The sequence below is a fragment of the Antarctobacter sediminis genome, assembly GCF_019218285.1.
Lineage (GTDB): Bacteria > Pseudomonadota > Alphaproteobacteria > Rhodobacterales > Rhodobacteraceae > Antarctobacter > Antarctobacter sediminis.
In genome coordinates, this window is the sequence record NZ_JAHUZG010000007.1 from 24,040 (window position 1) to 49,449 (window position 25,410).

At 63.5% G+C, this 25,410-nt stretch carries 26 protein-coding genes; 11 read left to right on the forward strand and 15 right to left on the reverse strand.

Annotated features, from left to right (window positions below; all coding sequences use genetic code 11):
- Positions 1 to 185 precede the first annotated feature (185 nt).
- The 8 genes from KJP30_RS22495 to KJP30_RS22530 all read right to left on the reverse strand — a co-directional run bounded on the left by KJP30_RS22495 (position 186) and on the right by KJP30_RS22530 (position 6,900).
- A complete protein-coding gene (locus tag KJP30_RS22495) occupies positions 186 to 386 on the reverse strand; it encodes a DUF2065 domain-containing protein (RefSeq protein ID WP_218451742.1) in 201 nt (66 codons plus the stop codon).
- Positions 383 to 1,438, reverse strand: coding sequence for a protease modulator HflC (hflC, locus tag KJP30_RS22500; RefSeq protein WP_218451751.1), 1,056 nt, complete (start codon positions 1,436 to 1,438; stop codon positions 383 to 385). The genes KJP30_RS22495 and hflC overlap by 4 nt, the downstream gene beginning before the upstream one ends.
- A complete protein-coding gene (hflK, locus tag KJP30_RS22505; RefSeq protein ID WP_218451761.1) occupies positions 1,438 to 2,601 on the reverse strand; it encodes an FtsH protease activity modulator HflK in 1,164 nt (387 codons plus the stop codon). The genes hflC and hflK overlap by 1 nt, the downstream gene beginning before the upstream one ends.
- A 60-nt stretch (positions 2,602 to 2,661) precedes the next feature.
- The gene (locus KJP30_RS22510) at positions 2,662 to 4,101 is read right to left on the reverse strand and encodes an FAD-dependent oxidoreductase (RefSeq protein ID WP_218451763.1); all 1,440 of its coding nucleotides are present in this window, start codon (positions 4,099 to 4,101) and stop codon (positions 2,662 to 2,664) included.
- Positions 4,102 to 4,243: 142 nt separating this feature from the next.
- Positions 4,244 to 5,026, reverse strand: coding sequence for a ribose-5-phosphate isomerase RpiA (gene rpiA, locus KJP30_RS22515; RefSeq protein ID WP_218451766.1), 783 nt, complete (start codon positions 5,024 to 5,026; stop codon positions 4,244 to 4,246).
- 89 nt (positions 5,027 to 5,115) lie between these two features.
- Positions 5,116 to 5,550 carry a hypothetical protein gene (locus tag KJP30_RS22520; RefSeq protein WP_218451771.1) on the reverse strand — a complete coding sequence of 145 codons (435 nt, stop codon included), beginning with the start codon at positions 5,548 to 5,550 and terminating at the stop codon, positions 5,116 to 5,118.
- Between the two features lie 118 nt (positions 5,551 to 5,668).
- The gene (locus KJP30_RS22525) at positions 5,669 to 6,352 is read right to left on the reverse strand and encodes an anti-sigma factor (protein WP_218451785.1); all 684 of its coding nucleotides are present in this window, start codon (positions 6,350 to 6,352) and stop codon (positions 5,669 to 5,671) included.
- Positions 6,349 to 6,900 carry a sigma-70 family RNA polymerase sigma factor gene (locus KJP30_RS22530; protein ID WP_218451787.1) on the reverse strand — a complete coding sequence of 184 codons (552 nt, stop codon included), beginning with the start codon at positions 6,898 to 6,900 and terminating at the stop codon, positions 6,349 to 6,351. Before KJP30_RS22530 ends, KJP30_RS22525 begins: the two co-directional genes overlap by 4 nt.
- 99 nt (positions 6,901 to 6,999) lie before the next feature.
- Between KJP30_RS22530 and cobS the strand changes: the two genes are divergently transcribed.
- From cobS to KJP30_RS22550, 4 genes are all read left to right on the forward strand, one after another.
- Positions 7,000 to 7,986 carry a cobaltochelatase subunit CobS gene (cobS, locus tag KJP30_RS22535; RefSeq protein ID WP_218451792.1) on the forward strand — a complete coding sequence of 329 codons (987 nt, stop codon included), beginning with the start codon at positions 7,000 to 7,002 and terminating at the stop codon, positions 7,984 to 7,986.
- Between the two features lie 123 nt (positions 7,987 to 8,109).
- A complete protein-coding gene (locus tag KJP30_RS22540) occupies positions 8,110 to 8,769 on the forward strand; it encodes an aspartate/glutamate racemase family protein (protein WP_218451793.1) in 660 nt (219 codons plus the stop codon).
- 165 nt (positions 8,770 to 8,934) lie between these two features.
- Positions 8,935 to 9,258, forward strand: a complete 324-nt coding sequence (locus KJP30_RS22545) for a hypothetical protein (RefSeq protein ID WP_218451794.1) — start codon at positions 8,935 to 8,937, stop codon at positions 9,256 to 9,258.
- 85 nt (positions 9,259 to 9,343) lie between these two features.
- The gene (locus KJP30_RS22550; RefSeq protein WP_218451795.1) at positions 9,344 to 9,730 is read left to right on the forward strand and encodes a hypothetical protein; all 387 of its coding nucleotides are present in this window, start codon (positions 9,344 to 9,346) and stop codon (positions 9,728 to 9,730) included.
- Positions 9,731 to 9,740: 10 nt separating this feature from the next.
- Here KJP30_RS22550 and KJP30_RS22555 read toward each other — a convergent pair whose 3' ends face one another.
- A complete protein-coding gene (locus tag KJP30_RS22555; protein ID WP_218451796.1) occupies positions 9,741 to 10,772 on the reverse strand; it encodes a hypothetical protein in 1,032 nt (343 codons plus the stop codon).
- A 118-nt stretch (positions 10,773 to 10,890) separates the two neighbouring features.
- Between KJP30_RS22555 and cobT the strand changes: the two genes are divergently transcribed.
- The gene (gene cobT / locus KJP30_RS22560; protein WP_218451797.1) at positions 10,891 to 12,768 is read left to right on the forward strand and encodes a cobaltochelatase subunit CobT; all 1,878 of its coding nucleotides are present in this window, start codon (positions 10,891 to 10,893) and stop codon (positions 12,766 to 12,768) included.
- On the opposite strand, the gene KJP30_RS22565 is transcribed toward cobT, so the two are convergent.
- The 3 genes from KJP30_RS22565 to KJP30_RS22575 all read right to left on the reverse strand — a co-directional run bounded on the left by KJP30_RS22565 (position 12,752) and on the right by KJP30_RS22575 (position 14,078).
- Complete coding sequence (locus KJP30_RS22565) at positions 12,752 to 12,946, reverse strand: hypothetical protein (RefSeq protein ID WP_218451798.1); 195 nt, start codon at positions 12,944 to 12,946, stop codon at positions 12,752 to 12,754. The genes cobT and KJP30_RS22565 overlap by 17 nt on opposite strands.
- A 154-nt stretch (positions 12,947 to 13,100) precedes the next feature.
- Positions 13,101 to 13,505, reverse strand: a complete 405-nt coding sequence (locus KJP30_RS22570; RefSeq protein WP_218451799.1) for a hypothetical protein — start codon at positions 13,503 to 13,505, stop codon at positions 13,101 to 13,103.
- 126 nt (positions 13,506 to 13,631) lie between these two features.
- Positions 13,632 to 14,078 (reverse strand): hypothetical protein, encoded by a 447-nt coding sequence (locus tag KJP30_RS22575; protein ID WP_218451800.1) that lies wholly within the window; start codon positions 14,076 to 14,078, stop codon positions 13,632 to 13,634.
- Between the two features lie 137 nt (positions 14,079 to 14,215).
- Between KJP30_RS22575 and KJP30_RS22580 the strand changes: the two genes are divergently transcribed.
- The 4 genes from KJP30_RS22580 to KJP30_RS22595 all read left to right on the forward strand — a co-directional run bounded on the left by KJP30_RS22580 (position 14,216) and on the right by KJP30_RS22595 (position 19,232).
- Positions 14,216 to 15,982, forward strand: a complete 1,767-nt coding sequence (locus tag KJP30_RS22580) for an aminopeptidase P family protein (RefSeq protein ID WP_218451801.1) — start codon at positions 14,216 to 14,218, stop codon at positions 15,980 to 15,982.
- 59 nt (positions 15,983 to 16,041) lie between these two features.
- The gene (locus KJP30_RS22585; protein ID WP_218451802.1) at positions 16,042 to 16,383 is read left to right on the forward strand and encodes a DUF427 domain-containing protein; all 342 of its coding nucleotides are present in this window, start codon (positions 16,042 to 16,044) and stop codon (positions 16,381 to 16,383) included.
- Between the two features lie 352 nt (positions 16,384 to 16,735).
- Positions 16,736 to 17,683 (forward strand): SH3 domain-containing protein, encoded by a 948-nt coding sequence (locus tag KJP30_RS22590; RefSeq protein WP_218451803.1) that lies wholly within the window; start codon positions 16,736 to 16,738, stop codon positions 17,681 to 17,683.
- A gap of 163 nt (positions 17,684 to 17,846) precedes the next feature.
- A complete protein-coding gene (locus KJP30_RS22595; protein ID WP_218451804.1) occupies positions 17,847 to 19,232 on the forward strand; it encodes a DUF2610 domain-containing protein in 1,386 nt (461 codons plus the stop codon).
- A 6-nt stretch (positions 19,233 to 19,238) separates the two neighbouring features.
- Here KJP30_RS22595 and KJP30_RS22600 read toward each other — a convergent pair whose 3' ends face one another.
- A complete protein-coding gene (locus KJP30_RS22600) occupies positions 19,239 to 20,846 on the reverse strand; it encodes a chloride channel protein (RefSeq protein ID WP_218451893.1) in 1,608 nt (535 codons plus the stop codon).
- Positions 20,847 to 20,989: 143 nt separating this feature from the next.
- Here KJP30_RS22600 and KJP30_RS22605 point away from each other — a divergent pair, with 143 nt between their 5' ends.
- The gene (locus KJP30_RS22605) at positions 20,990 to 22,363 is read left to right on the forward strand and encodes an FAD-binding oxidoreductase (RefSeq protein ID WP_218451805.1); all 1,374 of its coding nucleotides are present in this window, start codon (positions 20,990 to 20,992) and stop codon (positions 22,361 to 22,363) included.
- 159 nt (positions 22,364 to 22,522) lie between these two features.
- On the opposite strand, the gene KJP30_RS22610 is transcribed toward KJP30_RS22605, so the two are convergent.
- A complete protein-coding gene (locus KJP30_RS22610; protein ID WP_218451806.1) occupies positions 22,523 to 23,107 on the reverse strand; it encodes a TetR/AcrR family transcriptional regulator in 585 nt (194 codons plus the stop codon).
- Positions 23,108 to 23,231: 124 nt separating this feature from the next.
- Here KJP30_RS22610 and KJP30_RS22615 point away from each other — a divergent pair, with 124 nt between their 5' ends.
- Positions 23,232 to 23,609: a hypothetical protein gene (locus KJP30_RS22615; protein WP_218451807.1), complete on the forward strand. Its 378-nt coding sequence runs from the start codon at positions 23,232 to 23,234 to the stop codon at positions 23,607 to 23,609.
- A gap of 147 nt (positions 23,610 to 23,756) precedes the next feature.
- Here the strand turns inward: KJP30_RS22615 and recN are convergent, their stop codons facing one another.
- Complete coding sequence (gene recN, locus KJP30_RS22620) at positions 23,757 to 25,409, reverse strand: DNA repair protein RecN (protein WP_218451808.1); 1,653 nt, start codon at positions 25,407 to 25,409, stop codon at positions 23,757 to 23,759.
- Position 25,410 lies beyond the last annotated feature (1 nt).

The following is a 25,410-nucleotide window of genomic DNA, read 5'->3' on the forward strand; positions in this document are numbered from 1 at the left end:
GGCAAATACCGCAGCGCAGGACCTGCCCTGCTGGGTCTGCGCGGCACCTTTCACATGTAATGCTTGTATCCATGCACGCGTGCGCAAGCTGCGAGGGGCAAGCGAAACAAAGGGGCACAGGACCGCCCAATCCATCAAGCCGTTCCGGATAGGCGATCACACCGGTCAGCCCGACCAAGAGCGCCTTAAAACAGCCCGCCCTTGGCCAGCCACAGCACGATCAGCCCGGTAACAAGGGTCAGTGCGCCCAGCAGGCGGCGTTGGTCGAGGGGGATTTGGCGCAGCGCCTCTAGCAGGCGCTCGACAAGATGAGGGGCCAGTACATAGACCAGCCCCTCGATCACGAGGACCATCCCGATCCCCAAGAGTATGTCGGACCCGCTCAATTGTCGGCGGGAGCCGTGTCGGCCTCTGGCGCCGCAGGCGCGGGGGCCGGATCCGCAGGGGCCGGTGCCGGGGTCGTCGGAGCCGGACCTTCGGGCGCGGGATCCTCAGCCGTCTCGGGAGCCGGCGCGTCCGGTGCCTTGGCACTGGCCGTTGGCGCGGGCAGCGTCAGCGTGCCCCCATCGGCCAGTTCGTTCTTGAAGTAGTTGAAGAACTGGCTGTCCGGCGTCATGACCATGGTCGAGTTTTCGCCCCGCAGCGCCGCGTCATAGGCCTGAAGCGAACGATAGAAGGCAAAGAACTCGGGGTCGGCGCCATAGGCATCGGCAAAGATCCGGTTGCGTTCGGCGTCAGCCTCACCACGGATCACGTTGGCGTCCCGGTCGGCTTCGGACAGGGTTTCCACGACGGTACGATCCGCAAGTGCGCGCACGCGCTGCGCCGCTTCGTTACCGCGTGCCCTTTCGTCGGCGGCTTCACGTTCCCGCTCGGCCCGCATCCGGTCAAAGGTCGCGTCAAGGTTCTGTGCCGGCAGGTTGGTCTGCTTCAGTCGCACGTCAACCACGTCAAGCCCCAGCGAGCGCGCCTCTTCGCGGGCTGCGTCACGAATCCGCACCATCAGCTCGCGCCGGTCTTCGGACAGGATCCGGTCCGAGGTGACAAGATCGGCACCCAGCACTTCGCGGATCTGCGCGTTCAGGATGCCGGAAAGGCGATCCTCGGCCACGCGGATTCCGCCGATCCCAACCGCCTGCCGGAATTGCACCACATTGGCGATCCGGTAACGGGCAAAGGCGTCGACCACCAGTCGGCGGTCATCCGAGGGGGTAACTTCGATGGTCTGCGTGTCCAGCGACAAGATGCGGTCGTCGTATTTTACCACTTCCTGAATCAACGGGATCTTGAAGGCCAGGCCCGGCTCTTCCTTGACGGCCTTGATCTGACCGAATTGAAGCACCAGCGCCTTTTCCCGCTCGTCCACAACAAAGATCGACGACAGGAAGACCACGATGGCGATCACGAGGACCGGCAAAAGATAGGTTGTCTTGCGCATCACTGGTCACCTCCGCTGCGGCGAAGTTCATTGAGCGGCAGGTAAGGAACGACACCGCCCCCGCCCGCGCCGCCACCGGCAACCGAATTGTCGAGGATCATCTTGTCGACATCGCCCAGCACGCGTTCCATCGTTTCGATGTACAGACGGCGACGGGTCACTTCGGGCGCCAGCGCGTATTCCTCCTGAACGCTGGTAAAGCGAGCCGCCTCACCCAGCGCCTGGTTGACGACCTGCGCGCGATAACCTTCGGCTTCTTCGCGGATCTGCGCCGCCTTGCCTCGGGCCTCGGCCACCACGCGGTTGGCATAGGCATCCGCCTGACGCTCCAGCCGGTCACGTTCCTGTTCCGCGGCCTGAACGGCGCGGAAGGCGTCGATCACCTCGCGTGGCGGGTCCGCGTTGTCGAGGTTGACCCGGACAATGCTGATGCCGCTGTCATATTCGTCCAGTGTCGCCTGAATCTGTTCACGCGCGCCGTCCGCGATCACACCACGGTCACGGTTGAGGATCGGTGCCAGGTTCGAGGCCGCGATGATCTCGCGCATCACCGATTCAGACACGGCCTGAACGGTCAACTGCGGGTCGCGGATATTGAACAGCAGTTTCGCCGGATCCGAGATGTTCCAGACCACCTGAAAGTCGATGTCGACGATATTCGCATCGGTGGTCAGCATCAGGCCGTCATTGCCACCACGGCCGCCGCCAATTGTCTCGGTCCGTTCCGAGGTCACATTGACGACCTCGTAGGTCACAAGCGGCCAGGGCGCAAAGTTCAGACCCGGATCGCCGGTGTCCGAATAACTGCCAAGGAAGAGTTCCACGGACTGCTCTTCGGGGCGCACGGTGTAGAAACTGCCAAACAGCCAGAGGCCGAACAGCACGACAACCCCCAGAGCCACGGTGCCCCGTGTCAGGCCGGGTCCGCCGGCACCGCCGCCGCCGCCCCCCGAACCATTGTTGCCAGAGCCATCACCGCGACCGCCCATCAGAACGCGCAGCCGCTCCTGCCCCTTCTTCATCAGTTCGTCGATTTCGGGCATCTGGTTGTCATCGGGGCGTCGGCCGCCGCCACCGCCGCCGCTGGGCGGACGATGACCGTTGCCGCCACCGCCTTGGTTGCCACCGCCGCCCCCCCAGGGGCCGCCGCTGTTGCCTGCCATGAACTTCGGTCCTTTTCGTCTCTCGTCTCGGGGTTCAAACTGGGCGCATCGTCGGCAAATTCAAGCCGTCCGGATCGGATTGCGCATGGTCACGATCTCTTCCGACATGGTCGGATGTACCGCAACCGTCCGGTCAAAGTCTTCCTTGGTCGCGCCCATCTTGATGGCGATGCCCGCCAACTGGATCATTTCGCCCGCGCCGGGTGCCACGATGTGACAACCCAGAACCTTGCGGGTCGCCTTGGACACGATCAGCTTCATCATCACACGATCCGGCTTGTCGGCAAAGGCCGTCTGCATCGGGCGGAAAGAGGTACAGTAAACTTCGATTTCTTCCTGATCGCGGGCCGCCTCTTCGCTGAGGCCGACAGTGCCCATTTCAGGCTGGGTAAACACGGCCGAGGGGATCAATTCGTGATCCACCGGGGTTGGGTTGCCCTTAAAGACCGTTTCGACAAAGGCCATGCCTTCGCGGATCGCGACGGGCGTCAGGTTCACCCGGTCGGTGACATCGCCAATGGCATAGACCGAGGGCACCTTGGTCTGGCTGTAGTCGTCCACCTGGATTGCGCCATTGCGGCCAAGCTCGATTCCCAGATCCTCTAGCCCCATGTCGTCGGTATTGGGTTTGCGGCCGGTTGCGAACAGCACGGCGTCGAAATCGCGGATCTTGCCATTGGTGGCCTTGACGCGGATCGGGCCCGACCCGGCGCTGTCTTCCTGCGCGGCGCCGAATTGCGTCGCTTCGACCGGGGCGGTGCCCATGCCCTCGGCCTCGGGGCTGTCAGCGCGGTGCATCTCGACGATGTTGGTGCCGGTGTGCAGCTCGATTCCGCGCTCTTTCATGGCGTCCGCGATCAGGCCGCGCGCCTCTTCGTCAAAGCCGCGCAGGATCTGCGCGCCGCGGTAATATTGCGTCACCTCGACACCCAGACCATGCAGGATGCAGGCAAATTCACAAGCGATATAGCCCCCGCCAACGATGAGGATGGATTTCGGCAGTTGGTCCATATGGAACAGGTCGTCCGACACCATCCCCAGATGCGCATTCGGCATCTCCGGGCGCACGGGACGCCCACCGGTGGCCACGAGGATATGCTTGGCCGTCTTGGTCTCGCCTGTCGACAATTCGACCGTATGCGCATCCTTCAGACGGGCACGCGCGTCAAAGGTTTCAACGCCCGACCCGGACAACAGTTTGCGATAGACGTTTTCAAGGCGATCAAGCTCGGTCTTGAGCTGGCCGTGAAAACGGGACCATTCAAAGGTGCCATCGGCCATGTCCCAGCCGTAGGCCCGCGCCTCGGCAGGCATACCGGCGTATTCGCTGGCAAAGACCATCAGTTTTTTGGGGACACAGCCCCGGATGACACAGGTGCCGCCATAACGGTCCTCTTCGGCAAGGGCCACCTTGGCCCCCGTTTCACCGGCCGCCACGCGCGCGGCCCGCACGCCACCAGAGCCGCCACCAATGACAAAAAGGTCGTAATCAAAGTCCATGAGATCTCATCCGGCGTTGTTTGAAGGAGGTATTTCACAACGCAAATAGGATTGCCAGTGCGGGCACCAAAGCCCCTGCCCCGCCGGAATGCCGCAGTTTCGCCAAGGGTCAACCGATCGTGAAGCCCGCGAGCCCCCGATCTCAGAGGTCCCGAAAGATGTTGTCGTCCTCGACGAAATCCAGCTGCGTTTCGCTGACGGTGCCGTCATTGATGTCGCGGATCTCGACCCGCCCATCGCCGTGGCCGATCAGCACCTTGTCGCAAATGTCGATGAACAGCCCGTTCTCGACCACGCCGGGGATCTGGTTTAGCACCATCGCCAGTTGCCGGGCATTGCCGATCCGGCCAAGGTGCAGATCGAGGATATGGTTGCCTTCATCCGTAAAGAAAGGCTGATCGCCGTTCATCCGCAGGGTCGTCTTGCGCCCCATCACGTCCATCGAGACCAGCGTTTCCTCGATCAGCGCCTGACTGGTCTGCCAGCCGAAGGGAATGACCTCGACGGGCAAGGGAAAGTTGCCCAGCCATTCCACCTCTTTGGCGGCATCGGCAATGACCACCATCTGATCGCTGGCCGTGGCGACGATCTTTTCCTGCAACAGGGCGCCACCGCCGCCCTTGATAAGGTTCAGGTCACCGTCAAATTCGTCCGCACCGTCGATGGTGATGTCCAGCCAACGCGCCTCGTCAAGCGAGATCACCTCGATGCCAACATCCCGCGCCAGCGCGGCGGTCCGACTGGAGGTTGGCACACCGCGAAAACGCAGCCCCTCTTCGCGCACCAGCTCGCCAAGACAGCGCACAAGCCAAGCGGCAGTCGAACCCGTACCCAGACCGACACGCATCCCCGACTCGACAAAGGACGCCGCCTGTTTGGCTGCCGCGAACTTGGCCTTGTCGATGGGAGACAGCTCTCCGGTCATGGTGGGTTCCTCGCGTGTTGGACGCTCCTGACAGCGAAATTATAGGCGCAGACGCCGACAGGAGCGAGGCCAAACTGGATACAGATCTATCAGAGCCGGACACGCACCGGGTCAAAACCCAGCAAGAACCGCTGTCCCGCCCCCGGATTGCGGCTCATCGGTTTGCAGCGCGCCTTGGCCTGACCAAGGTCGCTCTTGCGCGGAGCGCGGTTGAAAAAACTGAGATTGGTCATGACCTTTTTTTCACCAACCTTGACCCATCCCTTGCGGAAGGCCTTGCGAGTGTTGCTATGCGCAAAACTGGTAGAGGCGCTGGTCGCGCCACAAACATGCGTGACGCCGTTGATGTCCAGCACGGCCCAGACAAATTCAATCTGCCCCAGTGCAGTGTCCCAATTGATTTCTCCCTTGGCGAAGGCCTGGTTTACGGGGACCTCCAGCAGGGTCGCCTGCTGGGCGTTGGCCGCGAAGGCCGACAAACTCAATGCGGCGGCAAGAAATGACGACTTGACGGAAGGGAACATCCCGACCTCCTTGAAAACTAAGACAAGGCAAGGTGTTACGGAGGCAACCCAGGCTCCGCAAGTCCGCGCCGGAGTTGACGCCGAATTGCGTCACACGGGCGCAACAGGCCACGAATAGTTACTGCTGAGCCAGCACACCTTCGGCGCGTTGCGGTCCTGTTGGCACACCATCGGGCGCCCCGCCCAGAGGTTCTTCCGACACCATCAATCGCCCACCTTCGATCTGCCCCGCCAGCGCAGGCGGCAGGGCAACAAGCGTTTCCGTCCCACGCAAAAGCGCAAGCGAAACCGGTGTCCCGTCGTCAGGCATCAGCCACAGTTCCAGAACGCGCCCTTCGGCCACTGCCCCGTCGGTTCGGGCGACGGTCAGCACGGCAGAGGCCGGATCGAAACGCATGGACAAGCTCAGACCATCCTCCGCGCCGGTCATATCCCCACCGAGTGCGGGCCGCTGAGGCTCCAGAAACCCCGAGGCCAGAACCGCCCAAGCGACAAAGGCCCCCGTGACCGCCCCCACCAGATACGGCAAAAGCTGTTTCCGGATCGAGCGCCGCTCTGTCACGCCAAAGACCTGCGTTTCCACCCGCCGCAACAACTGTGGCGGCGGCGTTTCAGCCGGAATCAGATCGGTGAAACTGGCGAAATACTCGGTCCAGGCCGCGACATCCTGTTGCAGATCCCGGTCTGTGGCCAGCCGGTTTTCGAATTCAGCGATCTCACCCTTGGGCATCAGCCCCAGCGAATATTCTGCCGCGCCGGCCTCGTCTCCGCCGGGCAGATCGGGATTCAGTGGCGCGTTCATCGGCTGAGACACTCGCGCACCTGTACAAGATCGCCCCGCAAGGTCGCCCGAAGCGCCTCTTTGGACATGCCCGCGCCTTCGGCCAGATCGGCATAAGTCGCGCCATAGAGATAAGCATGGCGCAACATGTCGGCCCGTGCGCGCGGCAGTTCGCGCAGACAGATTTCCAATGCCCGCGCCTCTTCGCGCATGGATTCGATCACATCCGTGTCAGGCCTTGAGGCATAAAGGCGCTCGGTGATTTCCAGCGGGCCGGCCACCCGTCCCTCGGCGCGTTCGACGCCAAGCCGGGCAATGGAAGCGTCGCGGGTGATTGTTACCAACCACGTCACGGGCGAGGCAAAATCCCCGCGATATTGCGCCGCACTGTCCCAAAGACCGACGAAAACCTCTTCGATCACGTCTTGCGCCAACATCTCGTCGCGCAGAATTCGCAGGGCCAAACCATATAGCCGCGGCGCCGTCGCCGCATAGAGTTTGCGAAAGGCCGCGCGGTCGCCGCTGGCCACTTGTCCCAGCAGGGATTCGATTTCATCCAGCGGTGTCATGTGAAACGTCTCGCCACTTCCCCTTGCCCCTCCCAAAGATATGTTGCACGTAACGCGGAGCAAAGAGCTTCCGGGCATTGACAGAAGGACGCGGGCACCATGGCCGACGGCATGATCGATATCAACGCGAAACCGACCGAGGAAATCTCTGTTCGCGAGGTCTTTGGTATCGATACGGACATGATCGTACATGGTTTTCCCGATCGGACCGACCGTGTGCCGGATCTGGACTCAACCTACAAATTCGATCCGGACACGACGCTGGCGATCCTCGCGGGCTTCCGCAACAACCGCCGCGTGATGATCCAGGGCTACCACGGCACCGGCAAATCGACTCACATCGAACAGGTCGCGGCGCGCCTGAACTGGCCCGCCGTGCGTGTGAACCTTGACAGCCACATCAGCCGGATCGACCTGATCGGTAAGGATGCGATCAAACTGGTGGACGGCAAGCAGGTCACCCAGTTCCAGGAAGGAATCCTGCCCTGGGCGCTGCGCAACCCGACCGCCATCGTCTTTGACGAATACGACGCCGGCCGCGCCGACGTGATGTTCGTGATCCAGCGCGTGCTGGAAACCGACGGCAAGCTGACCCTTCTGGACCAGAACGAGGTCATCACCCCGCACAAGTATTTCCGCATCTTCGCGACCTCGAACACCGTGGGCCTTGGCGACACCACCGGCCTGTATCACGGCACCCAGCAGATCAACCAGGGCCAGATGGACCGCTGGTCACTGGTGGCCACGCTGAATTATCTGTCGATCGACGCGGAAACGAACATCGTTCTGTCCAAGGCACCCCACTACAACACGGAAAAGGGCCGCAAGACGATCCGCCAGATGGTCACCGTGGCGGATTTCACCCGCCGCGCGTTTATGAACGGCGAACTGTCCACCGTCATGTCGCCGCGGACCGTGATCGCATGGGCCACCAACGCCGAGATCTTCCGCAACGTGGGCTATGCCTTCCGCCTGTCCTTCCTCAACAAATGCGACGAACTGGAGCGCCAGACCGTGGCAGAGTTCTACCAGCGTTGCTTTGACGAGGAACTGCCGGAAAGCGCGGCAAGCCTAAGCCTCGTCTGACACGCATCTTTCGGGATCACAGCAAACGCCGCCCTGATGGGCGGCGTTTTCGTTTGGCAGATCCGGCTTGTGCCCCCTGTCGATGCGGGGAACACTGGCCGCAGTCCACTTGGGAGTGCAGCCATGCATCTTGGCCTGATCGGTGGCATCGGCGTTGCCGCAACCGTTGTCTACTACCAGCGTCTGACCGCCGCAGTTGGCGGCCCGTTTGATCTGACCATCGAACATGCCGATGTGCAGGCACTGATCCGAAACAACCTCGCCGATGACCGTAATACGCAGGCGCGCATCTATGCCCGCCACATCGACAGGTTGGCCCGGGCGGGCTGCGATGCCGTGGCGATCACCTCGCTGGGTGGTCATTTCTGCTTTGACGAGACCGAGGCGCTGTCTCCGGTGCCACTGATCTCTGCGGTGGAACCTTTGGATGCGTTTTTTGCGGCGCAGGGAATTGGCTGTGTCGGCCTGCTGGGAACGCGGGTCGTGATGCACACGCGACTTTATGGTCAGCTGACCCGCACGGGTTCCGTCGTTCTGGATGATGAGGCCGACCACCTTGGCCAGACCTATCAGAACATGGCCGTCGCAGGCCATTGCACAACGGATCAACGGGCGCTGTTCATAGACGCGGGTCGGCGGATGGTCCACGACCTTGGGGCCGAGGCGATCGTACTTGCCGGGACGGACCTGAACCTTGCCTTTGACGGGCAGGACCCCGGTTACCCGGTGATCGACGCATTGGACGTACACGTTGCCGAACTGGCCCGCCTGATCAAGGCGTGATCCACCGCATCCGCCATCCCGAACGCCGGCCCAAGCGGTTGTTAACCAATTTGGCCTAGCGTTCGACGGATGAACGGTTTGCGAAGAACTCTCGCAACGCTCCTCCTGACCTTCGGATCAGCGTCGCAGGCAGCGGATCCTGCCTCTCCCTCGGACGAGGTGCTGATGCTTGCGGCCTGCCAGGCGCGCTATACCGCGGTGCTTGAACACGCTTGGTTGATGCAGGGCGATACTGAGGCCGCCGCCATGCGGCGTGATTTCTTTGCCGCGATGCAATCCGCGCTGACCCGGAACATACCACATCGCCACGACATCGAGCGCCAGCTCCTGACCTTTCGGATCGCTCAGAAACATGCGGCAAGCGATTTGCTGACGACCGCCCGCTTTGGCAGTGATGCCCGCCGTGCCCGGATTGCGCTGTCGCTTGTGTCGCGCCAACTGGCAGAATGTGACCGGCTGGTGATCGGAGACATGCCGCCCGATGCCTGATCGCGCGGCCACGCCATCTCAAAAGTTTTCATATCGCCCTATTTTTTAGCGGATTTTTGGCGCAAAATCTGAAAACATGGGCGTTATGAAAACAATTCTGACTGTTTTCGCCCTTTGCACGGGCTTGGCCACTCCGGCGGTGGCGCTGACCGAAGGGCCCCGCGAGCGGGCGCAGGTCTTTGCCACATGCCTTGGGCGCGCTTCGGCAGAGATGGAGCATCGCTGGCTGATGGGCGGCGGGGCCGAAACTGAACAGCGACGCCGCGCCTTGTTCGAGGATCTGCTGACCGCCATTGCCCCGGCTTCGGGCCTGCCCGGTCGCGATATCCTTGACCTGCGCATACGCGCCAAGATGGCCCAGGCACAGCTTTTGCAGATCGCCACCTTTCACACGGACCCGGACAGGAAACGGCGCGCGACGGCAGCCGCCCGCAACGCCATGCGGCCCTGTGACTTGCTGGTGATTTCCTGAATCCGGCGCGTCAGAAGTAATCCGGGCACAGCCTGTCCGCCCCATCGGCCACACGCCGAAGCAATCCGGCCTGCGGACCATCGCGGGTCAGCGCGGTATAGTCCTCGATCCATGCCATCATCTCGGACCGCAAGCGGGCACGTTCATCGGCGTCTGTCGTGGCTGTCAAGGCGTTGGCCATCCCTGTTCTTGCCACGCCCATGCCAATCAATTGGCGCACAAAAGAATCCAGCTCGGCCCGACCGTCGGGTGCGATGACCTCGAATAAAGGGCCGGTCCCTTCGGTCAGCTGGTGGGCGAGGCAATCGAAATTGCGGCCCTGGCTGAGTTCAAAGACCGTGACGATGCCCAGCGCCAGTTCTGCCGCATCGGCATCCACGCGTGTATAGCTTGTCCGGGTATCAAAGAGGTCGCGCGTGACGGGATTGCGCTGTTGGCCGCGCAGGACCAGCACACCCTCGTGCAATGACAACAAGACGGGTAGTTCGAAATGGTTGATCTTTGATTTGACATGCAGATCGTATGAGCGTTCGAACTCCAGTTGCCGTGCGCCGTAGAGCACCGTTTCGCCCGCGTAGGGCGGACTGAACTTGCCGCCGCCGCGGGCTTCCAGTGTCAGTTCCGCCACCACGCCCAGGTATTCCCCCTGCTCGGACCACAGCGGCCGTGCCGGTTCGGGGGCCGCGGCCTTTATCCAGTATTGCGTGACTTTCACGGTGTCCGGCGTGCCGCCAGCCTCGATCAAAAGCAGCTCTTGCCCCGGAACCGTCACCCCCAGCAGGAAGGACAGCATGTCATCTCCCAGCCAAGCCCCGTGCAGCCGGGCCGGGTCGGTCACGGGCACCGCCACCTCTGCCGCGATCTGGTTGAACTGGAACAGTTGCAAGGCCGCCTGCGTACACCCCAGCGGGCCATCGGGATCCTCGGACGCCCCGGCGGGGGCTGGCACATGCAGCGCCGCCTGCATCTCGGCACAGGTCACATCGGCCCGGCACAGCGCCGGAACAAGGGTCAGCAAGACCGCAAGAATCAAGCGTGGCACGAAAAATTCCTTTCGGGACAAACACTCTTTGACACTGGGCCAAGCCTATCCCACGATCCCCCATGATCCAAGCCCGCGACCCCTTGCGGGCGCCTCTCAAAGGGCGGATAAAAGCGCCATGAGCAAGCCCAGCGATAACCCCGCCGATCCGTTCAAGAAGGCTCTGGCCGAGGCCACCAAGGTCATGGCAGACGATCCGGATCTGTCCGTAAGCTATTCGGTCGATCCGGCCGGGATCTCGGGCGAATCCATGCGCCTGCCGCAGGTCAGCCGCCGCATGACCCGGGACGAGGTGCTGCTGGCGCGCGGCACGGCCGACGCGCTGGCGCTGTACCACCGGTATCACGACGCGGGCACGCATTCGAAATACCTGCCGCAGGGCGATATGGCGCGCGAGCTTTACGAGGCGATGGAAACCGCCCGCTGCGAGGCGATGGGCGCCCGTGACATGCCCGGCACCGCCGGAAACATCGACGCCAAGATCGCTGCCGAGGCGACCCGCCGTGGCTATGGCCAGATCCGACAGGCGTCCGAGGCCCCGCTGCCGCAGGCCGCGAACTACCTGATCCGCCATCTTGCCACCGGACGTGACCTGCCTGCCGATGCCGCAAATGTCATGGAACTGTGGCGTGGCTTCATGGAGGATCACGCGGGCGAAACGCTGGACCGGCTGGACGACACGCTTGCCGATCAGGCCGCTTTTGCCAAATTCGCGCGCCAGATGATCACCGACCTTGGCTATGGCGACCAACTGGGCGACGACCCGGACAGTCTCGACGACGAGAACGAGGAAGACAGCGCCGAGGAAGGCCAAGAGGATCAGGAACCCGATTCCACCGGCAATGACGATGATCAGGGCGAAGAGGCCGAAGCCTCGCCCGAACAGTCGCAGGAAGAAACGCAGGATCCGTCGCAGGCACAGGTCACCATGGATGACATGGCCGACCAGGAGCTTGGCGAAGAGGCCGAAATGCCCGAAGGCGAAGCCCCGCTGGAGCCGCCTGCCCCGCAGCCGATTTCCGAGGCCGACCCCGATTACAAGGTCTATAGCACCGACCACGACGAAGAGATTTCAGCCGAGGAACTGGCCGAACCCGTCGAACTGGAACGCCTGCGCGCCTATCTGGACCAGCAGCTTGAACCGCTCAAGGGCGCGGTCTCGCGTCTGGCCAACAAGCTGCAACGCCGCCTTCAGGCGCAACAGAACCGCAGTTGGGAGTTCGACCGCGAGGAAGGAATCCTTGATGCGGGGCGGTTGGCCCGCGTGGTGGCCAACCCGACAACGCCGCTGTCGTTCAAGGTCGAAAAGGACATGGAGTTCCGCGACACGGTGGTGACCCTGCTGCTGGACAACTCTGGTTCGATGCGCGGGCGGCCGATCTCGATCGCCGCGATCTGTGCCGATGTTCTGGCGCGGACGCTGGAACGCTGCTCGGTCAAGGTGGAAATCCTCGGCTTTACCACCCGGGCGTGGAAAGGAGGCCTTGCACGTGAGGATTGGCTGAACGCGGGCCGTGAACAGCAACCCGGCCGCCTGAACGACCTGCGCCACATCATCTACAAACACGCCGACGCCCCTTGGCGGCGCACCCGCGACAACCTTGGCCTGATGATGAAAGAGGGCCTGCTGAAGGAAAACATCGATGGTGAGGCGCTGGAATGGGCGCACCGCCGGATGGCCGGTCGCCCCGAGGCGCGTAAGATCCTGATGGTGATCTCGGACGGTGCGCCGGTAGATGACTCCACTCTGTCGGTGAACCCGGCCAACTATCTTGAGAAACACCTGCGCGACGTGATCGCTATGGTTGAGCGCAAGAAGATGGTGGAACTGTTGGCCATCGGCATCGGCCACGACGTGACACGGTACTATGAACGCGCGGTGACGATCACCGACGTGGAACAGCTGGCGGGCGCCATGACCGAACAGCTTGCCGCGCTCTTTGACAGCGACCCGCGCGCACGCGCGCGGTTTGCCGGGATCAAGCGCGCGGGCTGATCGATTTGGGCACCGTGCGCTGGTGCGGCGCTGCCAAAAAGACCTGCGCCACAACGGCGCGCCATACGGCGCGCCGCCTTGCACACAACTGGTGGTTCGCGGTGCGGGTGGCTTGCCCGGCAGGCACGTGCCGGTTGGCGCGGTGGTACAGATGGGACGTGTCGAAAGGTGTGAACATGGGGCGCTCCGCTGGGTGAAACCCTGTCATCACGCCGCCCCTGCGACGGCGCGATAAGGTTGCATTTACCTAGCCGTCCCGTCCCCGCAGTTGCGATCCGAAGCCTGCGCAATGCGTGGCGGGATACGCTGTCCCGATGGCGGACCTTCCCTGCTTAGTTACCGTCGTATTTGCGCATCGCAGAGTTCAGAGGGTTGCGTCCGTCCACCGTGAATTGGGCAAAATGCACCTTCCAGCAATCCGGATGCCGATGCAGGACCGAAAATGCCTGATGCGGCTTGTCCGACAACTGCGTGCCATGATGAATATAGCGCGTCTCATGCGTGGCCCAGATCGTGTCTGTATCGCGAAACTCGGCATGGGTCACGCGGCGCACCATGTGGGTGATGCTTTGCTCATGCTGCCGGGCCATGATCGTCTCGAACAAGGCGCGCGTCTCGGCCTCGGTCTTCAGGACAAGTCTGCCTTCGAAGCTTTCGACCGTGTTGGGGATCGTGAACCAGCACAGCACGTTTTCCATGTCGCCGGCCAGCATGGCAGCGCCGCACCGATCCAGCATATCCTGAAAAATCTTCCTTGCCTGCGGGTCGTCGCGCACAGGGCCCGTCCTTTCGTTGCCATGGCAACCGTTTTATCATCTGACACACATGAAAAACCGGGAAAATTTGCCTTCCAAACACCCTGATCAGGCGGGCGGCCGCCGCAATCGGCGCAAGGTCGTATTGGCCGGGCTTTCCCCGGTGACGGCAAACTGCATCGAACTGATCCGCCAGCGATCTGGCCCGCGCCGCAGGACAACATATCCAGGATAGGGATCCTCGGCCCGCAGGTTCCCCTTGCGGACATAGCGTGTTTCATAGGTGGCACAGATGGTGTTCGCATCCTCGAACTCGGCCTCAAGGCAGCGGCGCACCATATGGGTGATCTGACCGTTCTTCAGATCCTCGACGAAGGCGACACAGATGGCGCGCATGCCTTCCGTTGTTGTGACCACGGTCCGCCCCCGCATGGTTTCCAGCGTCATCGGCAGATCGCACCACGCCAGAGTTTCATCAACATCCCCGGCCACGGTCGCATCGCCCTGCCGATCAAGGAAATCCTGCGCAATCCTGCGCGCGTCACCTGTTGTCACCGTTGCCCCGGCCCAAAAGATTCACTGACATTCATGAATCGGTATACATGCCAGAAATGTGTTCAGGCAATCCTAACGGCCCTGCCCCTTGCCACGCGCCCGGCAATGGATAGGCTGCGCCGACAAAGGAGACCCCGATGTTCCAGAGCTTTACCGAGACCGCTTCGCCCGATCAGGGGCCGCCGCGACTAGCCGCGCTGCGCGGACATCTGACCGCGCATGAACTGGATGGCTTTATCGTGCCGCGTGCCGATGCGCATCAGGGCGAATACGTGGCCCCCCGGGACGACCGGCTGGCATGGCTGACCGGGTTCACCGGTTCGGCCGGCTGGTGCGTGGCGCTCAGGGAACGGGCCGCGGTATTTGTCGACGGGCGTTATCGGGTGCAGGTCAAGGCACAGGTGGACGCCATCTTTGAAAAGGTCGACTGGCCGGAAAACTCGCTGGCGGACTGGATAGGTGCGGCGCTGCCTGCGGGCAGGATCGGGTTCGACCCGTGGCTGCTCAGCGTCGATCAGGAACGTGCCCTGTCGGACAAGTTGCCCGGCGTGACCCTGACGGCCAGCGACAATCTTGTCGATGCCATCTGGCCCGATCAGCCTGCGCCACCTCAGGGCAAGGTTTTTGCCCAGCCGCTGGAACTGGCAGGCGAAGCGCATGGGGACAAGATCGCGCGGCTGGCGAAAACGCTTAGGGCAGAGGCCGCCGTCATCACCCTGCCCGACAGCATTGCGTGGCTTCTGAACATCCGTGGCAGCGACATTCCCCGCAACCCGGTGCCGCATGGCTTTGCCGTCCTGCATGCGGATGCGCGTGTGACGCTCTACATGGACGCGGCCAAACTGACCGATCTGGGCGATCATCTTGGCCCGCAGGTCGAACAGCGGGCACCCGAGGATTTCCTGCCAGACCTGTCCGCGCTGGAAGGCCCCGTCCAGATCGATCCGGCCACCTGCCCCGTTGCCGTCTTCAAGGCGCTGCGAGACCCGCAAGAGGCCCCCGATCCCTGCCTGCTGCCCAAGGCCCGCAAGAACGCCGCCGAACTGGACGGAACCCGCGCCGCCCATCTGCGAGATGCACAGGCCATGGTGCGCTTTCTTGCATGGCTGGACGCCCAGCCGCATGGCAGCCTGACCGAGATCGCAGTGGTCAAGCAACTCGAAGAGGAACGCCGCGCGACCAATGCACTGCGCGATATTTCTTTCGAAACGATCTCGGGGGCCGGACCGAACGGCGCAATCGTCCACTACCGCGTGACAGAGGCCACAAACCGACCGGTGAATGCGGGCGAGTTGCTGTTGGTGGATTCGGGCGGGCAATATGTCGATGGCACCACCGACATCACGCGTACCATCGCCATCGGCGACCCCGGTGCCGAAGAGGTCGAGGCCTTTACCCGCGTGCTAAAGGGCATGATTGCCGTGTCACGGCTGCGCTTTCCCAAGGGGTTGGCGGGCCGGGATATCGATCCCTTTGCGCGCGCCGCGCTTTGGGAAGCGGGGCTGGACTATGGGCATGGCACCGGCCACGGCGTCGGCGCCTATCTTTCGGTTCACGAAGGTCCGCAACGCATTGCCCGCACCGGCACCGTACCGCTGGAACCGGGCATGATCCTGTCGAACGAGCCCGGCTTTTACCGCGAAGGCGCCTATGGCATCCGGATCGAGAACCTGATAGCCGTCGAGGAAGCGCCGAAACTCTATGGCCAGACCGTGGCCGAGATGTTGCAGTTCGAAACCCTGACATGGGTTCCCATCGACAGGCGGCTGATCGACGCCAACCTGCTGACGGACGCCGAACGCAACTGGCTGAACGACTATCATCGCCGGGTGCATGACATGCTGGCCCCGCATCTTGATGCGGCAACGGGTCAGTGGCTCTCGAACGCTTGTTCTGGCATCTGACATGACAACGTTACAAAGCCCGTGTCTGTGATACGGGGAAAAGACATGGGGGAAATCACATGAGCAAGATCACCATCACGCCGGCCGCCGGCACCTGGGTCGTGCGCGCCGGTGGCGCGGTCCTTGGCGAATCCGCCAATGCGCTGTCGCTGCAAGAGGACGGTTACGCCCCGGTTATCTATTTCCCGCGCGGCGACATTGCCATGGCTTTCCTCGACCGTACGGACCACAGCACCACCTGCCCGCACAAGGGGCAGGCCACCTATTTCTCGATCATGTCGAAATCCACGACCTATGAAAACGCAGCGTGGTCTTACGAAGACCCCAAGGCCGATGTCGCGCAGATCAAGGATCACCTTGCGTTTTACGGTCAGGACGGCGTGACCGTAGAACATCTCTGACAGATCTCACTGGCGGCGGGCGCTTGCCCGCCCCCGGTCACACGGACCTTTGCGGCCGCGCCGGTCCACGGCCCCCTCCAGACAATCGAGAGAAGACTTGCAGGGCTTGCCGCTGGCGCGTCAGCCCAACAATAATGCCTGTCCGCGGGGGATGTTGGTGCTGTATCCCGTGCATTGGTGGCTTTGACCGGGGTCGCAAAGGCATTTTCAGCGGTCCGGGGCAACAGGCCGACACCCACCATAAGCCATTGATAAATATATATGCTATCCACTATCAGCCCTCCGATATTGCCCCTCCGGGGGGAAATGGCCCAAGTCTGACCCATCGCTTCCGACAACAAAGGACGAACCCATGCTCAGATTGCTAACCTTTCTTTCGGCCCTTTTCCTCGCCACTGCGGCGGCGGCCTCGACCCTGTGGGTCGACGCGCCCCGCGATGGCTATCTCAACCTGCGCAGCGGTCCCTCGACCCAGCATCACGTGATTTCCAGAATGCCCCACGGCAGCAAGGTCGAACTGCTGCGCGCGCCCGGCAAATGGGTCAAGGTGCGGGATCGCTCTGGCTCGGTCGGCTGGGCGCACAGCCGCTTTCTTTCCAATCAGAAACCCAAGAAAGGCCATGGTGGACACGCGGATGACCAGCGCAAAGGCACCCTCTACTGGGTCGACGCGCCCCGTCGCGGCTATGCCTACCTGCGCAACGGCCCGTCCCGGAATGACCGCGTGATCGACACAATGAACCACGGCGACAAACTGCGCGTCTACGCTCAGGAGGGCGACTGGTATCGCGTCACCTATCGCGGAAAACATGGCTGGGTGAACAATCGCGTTCTGTCGCGCAACCAGGTCAACAAGGGCTACGGTCACGACCGCACACCGGATTATGGCGACAAACACGCGGGCACGACCTATTGGGTGCACGCGCCCGGCTATGGCGGGCTGAACATGCGCAGCGGCCCGGGTACATCCTACCCTGTCGTCATGACGATGAAACAGCGCGACAAGGTGACCGAGCTTGGCCGCAAGGGCAAATGGATCCTGCTGCGCCACGGTTCGGGCCATACGGGTTGGGCACATGGCGACTATCTGACCACGCGCAAGCCCGCTCCGGTTTCGCACAATGGCACGGACTACTCGGATGACCGGGACCATTGGCGCGACCGCGACGGCGACCGTCGCCGGGACCACCACCGTGAGCCGACGTATAATTCCTTTGGCGATGCAATTGCGGCCTGTGCCGGCCGCAGCGGGCAGGATCTTCAGTTCTGCGTCCTGAACAACCTGTCGCGGCTCAAGTAAGGCGCGCCGCAGGCAAGACCGGGAAAACACACGGGCGGTGCCTTTGGGCCCGCCCGTTTTGGTGCCGGTCTGGACGGTGGTGCGGGCCTTCTGGAATCACTGACCTGCCGCGACCTGCCAATTTGGCTATGTTGGGCACGTTCCGGAACTTTCGGGGGGCATGATGACCTTGACGACCCAATCGACCCGCATCGCCGTGCTGGCCCTTTTGGCCGGGCTATCCGGCAACGTGCCCGTACAGGCCGAAACCAAAGCCACGGCAATCGACCTTTGCCACCAGTTGGCAGCGAGCGACCTTGATACCGGTCTGCCCGCGCCCTTTCAGGGTGTGCCATTTGACCGGATCGACACCGAGGCCGCCATTCCTGCCTGTCGGCAAGCTGTGGCGGAACAACCGGACAACCCGCGGCTGGTCTATCAACTCGCCCGCGCGTTGGATCAGGCCAACAGGGATCTGCCCGAAGCGGCCGACCTATATGCCCGCGCAGGCAGGCTTGGGTCTCCGCTTGCGCTTAATAACCTTGCCGCGTTCTATGCAGAAGGCCGGGGCGTTCCAAAGGACAAAAGCCACGCCGTTGCCCTGTTTCAGCAGGCCGCCCAAACCGGCCTGCCGATGGCGCTGACCAACCTGGGGTTCCACCACTGGGACGGTGAGGGAGTGGCGCAGGACCGGACCCAGGCTGTCGCCCTTTTCCGCCAAGCTGCCAAGGCCGGCGATGCGCAGGCCATGTACTGGCTGGCACATGCGCTGGAAACCGGGCAAGGCACAGCCACCGACACCTCTGCTGCGCTGGACTGGTACAAGGCCGCAGCATTGGCCGGGGATCTGGACAGCGCGCTGGACGCTGCCCGCCTGCACCTGCGCGAGGATGCCAAACACAGCCCGGATTTCGAGGCCGCCGCCATACAATACCGCCTTGCCGCGAATGGCGGGCACCCCGGGGCCGCCGCATGGCTGGCCAAAGACATTCTGGCCGGCAAGGTCGCCCCCTTGGACCCGGACGAGCTGTTGCGGTTGCTGAGGCTGGCGGCCAGCACGGGCGAGGTGCAGGCGCTGCTGAACCTCTGGCAGGCCCAGCACAAGGCGGAACGTTACAGCGCTGCGCTGGTCACCGCCTATGACGCCTATGATCGCGCCCTTGCGGCATCGCTGAATGAGGGCAATGGATGGCCGGTCTATGCGCTGACAACCGCAAGGTCAGTCCAGCGCAGCCTGCAGGCATCGGAACTGCCCCCCCGCTCGGCCGACGAGTTGCGCATGTTTCAAGCCGATTTCCCGATCTCTTCGCTGCGCCAGTTTTCGCTGAACTTCGACTGCGGGGCGGATCAGACGAGCTATGACCTTTACCTGTGGGACTGGACGCGCGAGCATGACATGGTCACATCCCAGTTGGACTGGATCGAAACCGCCAAAGGCTGCGTCGTTCCGCCTGACATCCGCGCGGCCTTTACCGATGTCTGGACGCTCGCCAAGGCAACCGGGGCCAGCTATCCCGACCTGGCCGGGCAGGAAATTGACGACGACGGACGACGCTACGCCGCCCCGTGACCGTCGTCAGCTGTGTTCCTCTTCCGCCGTGGCGGCAAGCGCACGGTTATACGCCTTGAGCGCATCGACATGGAACAGCGCTCCCTGAAGGATCGGTTGATCTTCCTGCATCGTCACCACGGGCAGGAAGGCCACCCCGGACTTGTCGAACCGGGGCAAAGCGGTCTCCAGCGTCGCGCTGGCCTGCACGTACAACCCCTGTTCGATCATCCTCAGGCAGGCTTCTTCGTCGGCGGCATTCTCATCCGTGGGTTTGCGCATGACGCCCTGCACCCGGAACATGGCCAGAAGATAGGCCTGCGGCCCGGCGGCCAGACTGACATTACGCCGTTCCAGTTGCGTCAGGAAGAACGACCGGTCCACCAATCGGCTGGCCACCGCGGTCGACATGGAAATCGAAACCATCACCGCAAGCCCGGTCTGCCAGTCCCCGGTCAGTTCAAAGACGATCAGCGTCGTCGAGATCGGCGCGCCCAGAACCGCCGCCGCCACCGCCCCCATTCCCGCCAGCGCATATAGTGTAAAGGCCGAAGACACCTCGGGAAAGATGCCGGTGGCGATGTGGCCAAAGGTCAGCCCGGTCAACGCCCCCACCATCAACGAAGGGGAAAAGACACCGCCCCCCATCCGGCCCGCCATGGTGATCGACACGGCCACAACCTTGAGGACGGCAAAGACAAACGCCTCATGCAGAAGCAGCCCACCGGTAAGCGCGCGACTGGTCGTTTCATATCCGACGCCGATGATGTGCGGAAAGAAAATCGCGATTCCGCCCAGCAACAGCCCGGCCACAGCTGGGCGCATCCAGTGCGGCAATCCCAGCTTGCGCTGCAAACGGGTTTCCATGTCGTCGGCAAGAAAGATTGATTGCATCATGATGACGGCAACCAACCCGCAAACAAGCCCGAGAATAAAAAACGCGGGCAATTCGAGATAGAATTCCACCGTGGTCGTGCCCGGCAGTACGAATTCCGTGACATCGCCATAGACCAGCCGGTTGATCACCGTGCCCGCCGCGCTGGCCACCACGATGGGGGCAAAGGCATGCAGCGCAAAATGGCGCAGGATCACCTCGAGCGCGAACAAGGCCCCGGCAATCGGCGCGTTAAAGCTGGCCGACACCGCCGCGGCAACGGCACAGCCCAGCAGGTCGCGCCCGGTGATCCCGTCGACCTTCAGCGTATTGGCCACCCAGCTGGAACACATGGCCGCAATATGCACCACCGGCCCTTCCCGGCCCGTGCTGCCCCCGGTCGACAGGGTGATCCACGAACACAGCGCCGATGCGATCCCGGCCTTCTTTTCAACGCGCCCGTCGTTCAGCGCGGCTCCTTCGATCACATCCGCAACTGACCGCACCCGCCCGTCAGGGGTGGCCAGATGCAGGACGATTCCCACGACGATTCCTCCCAGTGCCGGCACCAGCAGCACCCAGAGCCAAGGGAGACGTTCCGCGAAGGAATGCAACGATTGCAAGTCCGGCGTTCCGTAGACAAGCGTTTGCAGGGATTCGATGGCAAACCGAAAGGCGATGGCGGCCAAACCCGAGGCAAGTCCAAGCCCCAGCGCGATGAACCAGAACTGAACCTGACCGGGACCGCGATGTCGCAGCATGTCCCAGCCCCGGCCACATCCGGCCTGAAACCTGTTGAGGTGATCGTGCAGCAGGTTCAGCAATCCGGCCTCCCTTGATCCGGTGACTTTCCCACGCCGCAGGCAAGGGTTAGTGTGGCCCGGTAAATGTGCCGGAGTATCCCATGCCCATCGCCCAGGCGATCGAAGAACTGACTACCCTCCTAGGCGAACGCGTCAGCCTGTCCAAGTCCGATCTCGAAGCGCATGGCGCCTCGGAGTCCTATTTTCCAAATACACCGCCACAGGCGGTCGCCTATCCGCGCCGGACCGAGGAGGTCCGCGATATTGTCAACATCTGCGCCCGCCACGGCGTGCCGGTGATTGGCTGGGGGGCCGGCACCTCGCTCGAAGGCCATGGTCAGGCTTTGCGCGGCGGCGTCACCGTGGATTTCCGGCTGATGAACAAGGTGCTGGAGATCCGCCCCGCCGACATGGACGTCACCGTGCAACCCGGCGTCACGCGTGAGGCCCTGAACGAGGAATTGCGCGCCACGGGGCTGTTTTTCCCGGTGGATCCCGGTGCCAATGCCTCGATCGGCGGGATGGCGATGACGCGCGCCTCGGGCACTACGACGGTGCGCTATGGGTCGATGCGCGACAATGTTCTGGGGACAGAGGTTGTGCTGGCCGATGGCCGTGTGGTGCGGACCGGGACCCGCGCGCGCAAATCCGCCGCGGGCTATGACCTGACCGCGCTTATGGTCGGGTCCGAAGGGACGCTGGGGCTTGTGACCGAACTGACCCTGCGCCTGCATGGTATCCCCGAAGCGGTCAGTGCCGGGATCTGTGCCTTTCCGGACATGCGCGCGGCCACCGCCTGCGTGATGGAAACCATCCAGATGGGCATCCCGATGGCCCGGATCGAATTTGCCTGTGCGCAGACCGCTCAGGCCTTCAATGCCTATGCGGGCATGGACATGATCGAGGCGCCGCACCTGATGGTGGAATTCCACGGCAGCCCGGACAGCACCGCCCAAGACGCCGAACGCTTTGCCGAGATTGTCGCCGATCACGGCGGCAGCGCCTTTCGCTGGTCCGCCCGCGAAGAGGAACGGCGCGCGCTCTGGGCGCTGCGCCACAACGGCTATTACGCCATTCTCGCCTCGCGTCCCGGTGCGCGCGCCGTGGTGACTGACATTTGCGTGCCGATCTCGCGTCTTGCCGAGGCGGTGGAAGCCACGCAAGAGGACATCGCCCAGAGCGGCATACCCGGCCCGATCCTCGGACATGTGGGGGATGGGAATTTCCATGCCATCCTGTTGATCGACCCCGATCAACCGGCGGAATTGCAAATCGCCAAGGATCTGGCCGCCCGCATGGCCCGTCGTGCGCAGGGGCTGGGCGGCACCTGCACCGGGGAACATGGCGTGGGCTATGGCAAACTGCCCTTCATGCAGGCCGAACATGGCGAAGGCTGGCAGATCATGGGAGCGATAAAGCGCGCACTGGATCCGCAGAACATCATGAACCCGGGCAAGCTGGTTCCGGGCAACTGACGCCGGGCTGCGGCTGGAGGGTGGGCCGCTGACGGGCGCAGCCCCGTCAGTCGGGGCGCCCGGAGGCCCGGCCCGTCACATGGGGGCAGAGTGTCCTGCCCGTGCCCTGTCGCGCATATCCCGCCGCGCCACCGCTTGATCCCGGCCGCCAATTCCGTCTCACGCCTGCAAGGCGTGCACTCCCCGTGCCGCGCGCGCCACCCGCGCCGCGCGGGCCTCTGGCCCGGGCGGCGCCATGGCCCCCGTGACCAACCGCAGTTGCCAATCGCCCACCAGCAGGTCTACCCATAAGGCCGCTGCCTCCTCTGCCGGTCCCTGCACCGTTCCCTCGGCCACGAGCCGGTCAAAAACCGTCCGCAGCCGCGGAAAGACCGTGCCGCGCCCGGCCTCGGCCAGCACCGCGCCCAAAGCATTGCTGGGTTCTGCCGCCGCCGCACGGTTCAGCGCCACCGCGCGCGGGCTCAGCAGCATGTCCAGCAGCGCCGCGCCAAGGCTCTCCAGCACCTCGTCCTGCGCATCGGGCAAATCCTCCAATCGCGCCGTGACCTGCGCCGCATTCCGCAGGATCAGCGCCCGGAACAGGCCGGTCTTGTCGCCGTACCAGCGATAGAGCGTTTCGTTCGAGGCTTTGGCCCGCTTGGCCACTGCCAGCATCGACAGGCCGGCAAAGCCCTTCTCCGCCAAAATCGCATAAGCCGCTTCGGCAATCTGCGCCTCGCGCGCTTCCCGTGCCTCAGGTGTCATTCCCCGCCTTTCGACAAACCTCTTGACGAAAAGCGTACATATGATTACGCCAAAGAGCAACCGTACACATAGTTACGCCTTTGGCGCAGAATATCCACGCAGGACCATAAGGAAAGGACATCCCATGCAATCCCCCACCCCGCGCCGCGCGGCACTGATGACCCTGTTCATTCTTCAGGCCGTGATGCTCGGCGCGCTCTACGCCGGCGTTGCCCCGCATCCGCCGCAGGCCATCCCGCTCTTTGCCATGGCGCCTTTCCTCGGCGCTGCGCTGGCCATTTGCGCCGCCGGTTTCATGCTTGCCGATCATCCACTTGCGGGTCCGGCGCTGGCCCTGCTCGCCGCGCTGACGGCTCTGGTCTCCTTCGGTCCGCAGAAATACCTCGATCCGGCCTTCCCGCAAATCTGGCCTGCGGTGCTGACCGCCCAGACCGCTTGCCTGACGCTCCTCGCAGGGCTGTTGCCCCGCCGCCGCGCGCACCCTTCGACACAGGCGGCCTGAGCGGGTTGCCCACGGTCCCCGTCGTCCAACGGGTCCTTCGCCCTCGGAAACAGGGGCCAAGGATCAGCGAAGGCAAGAGCCCTCTCTGCAAGTCTTTGACAAAAGGGTGAGCTTTGGCTGTCCGCACGGGGACAGCCAAGGCACGGTTCAGGCCTTCAACAGCGCCCGTGCCGCCGCGCGGGCCTCTTTCGTGACCGTATCGCCCGACAGCATCCGGGCAATTTCATCTTCGCGTTCATTCGCAGCAAGGGGCACCACTTCGGACAGCGTCATATCCCCGGCCACGCGCTTGGCCACCCGCCAGTGATGCCCGCCCAGCGCCGCTACCTGCGGCGAATGCGTCACCACCAGCACCTGCCCCCCTTCGGACAAGGCCTTGAGCCGGCGCCCGACGGCATCCGCCGTCGCCCCGCCGACGCCTCGGTCGATCTCGTCAAAGATCATCGTGGCACCCCGCCCCTGCGCCTGCGCCAGGCAAACCTTCAGCGCCAGCAGGAACCGCGACAGTTCCCCGCCCGAGGCGATCTTGTTCAGGGGGCCCGCCGGGGCGCCGGGGTTGGTCGCCACGGTAAAGGCCACCGCGTCGCGCCCCTCCGGCCCAGCGGGTGCCTCGGTGACAGCGGTGTGAAAAACCGCCCGCTCCATTTTCAGCGGCGCCAGTTCGCCCGCCACGGCCGCGTCCAGCTTTTCCGCCGCCGCGCGCCGCAATGCGCTTAGCGCCGTCGCCGCCCGGTCGTATTCCGCCTCGGCCGCGCGCACCGCCTTTTCAAGCCCGCCGATCCGGGCCTCGCCTGCATCCAGCGCCGCAAGTTTCTCCGCCAGTTCGGTGGCCAGCCCTGCCAATTCATCCGGTGCCACGTGATGCTTGCGCGCAAGCCCACGGATCGCAAACAACCGCTCTTCCGCCTCTTCCAGCTCCAGCGGATTGAACTCCAGCGCCTCAAGGCAATCGGCCACGCCGCGCGCCGCTTCGTCCAGTTCCGCCATGGCACGCGCCAGTGCCGCAATCGGCGCCTCCAACCGTCCTTCGGCCTTGTCCGAAGCCCCCTCTAGCCAGCGCAACGCGTTAGACATCGCCCCTTCGGCCCCGTCGTACCCCAAGGCGCTTGAAGCCTGCGCAATGTCGTCGCGAATCTTTTCCGCCGATTGCATCATCCGACGCCGCGCATCCAGTTCGGATTCCTCGCCCGGTTGCGGATCGAGCTTTTCCAGCTCCTCGACCGCATGGCGCAGGAATTCCTCTTCGGCCTTGACCGCCTCCAGCGCCGCCCGGGCGGCATCCAGTTCCTTGCGGGCCGCCCCCACGCCGCGCCAGCAGCGTCGCACTTCGCTCAGGGCCTCACCTGCCCCGGCATGCAGGTCCAGAATCGCGCGGTGCCCCTTGGGGTCCAGCAGGCCACGGTCATCATGCTGGCCGTGCAGTTCAACCAGCGTCTCGGACAGTCGCCGCAGAACCTCGCCCGATACGCGCCGGTCATTGACCCAGCCGGTCTTGCGTCCGTCCTTGCTGTTCACCCGCCGCAGGATCAATTCGTCCGAAACCGGCAACCCGGCCTCTTCAAGCACGGCCCGGGCCTCGTGGTCCTCCGGCAGATCGAACTCGGCCACCACCTCGCCCTGTTCGGCGCCGGCGCGGACCAATTCGGCACGCCCGCGCCACCCCAGCACAAAACCCAACGAATCCAGCAGGATCGACTTGCCCGCCCCGGTCTCGCCGGTCAACACGTTCAGACCCGGCTGGAACTCAAGCTCCAGCCGTTCAATGATCAACATGTCCCTGATTTCAAGCGCGCGCAGCATC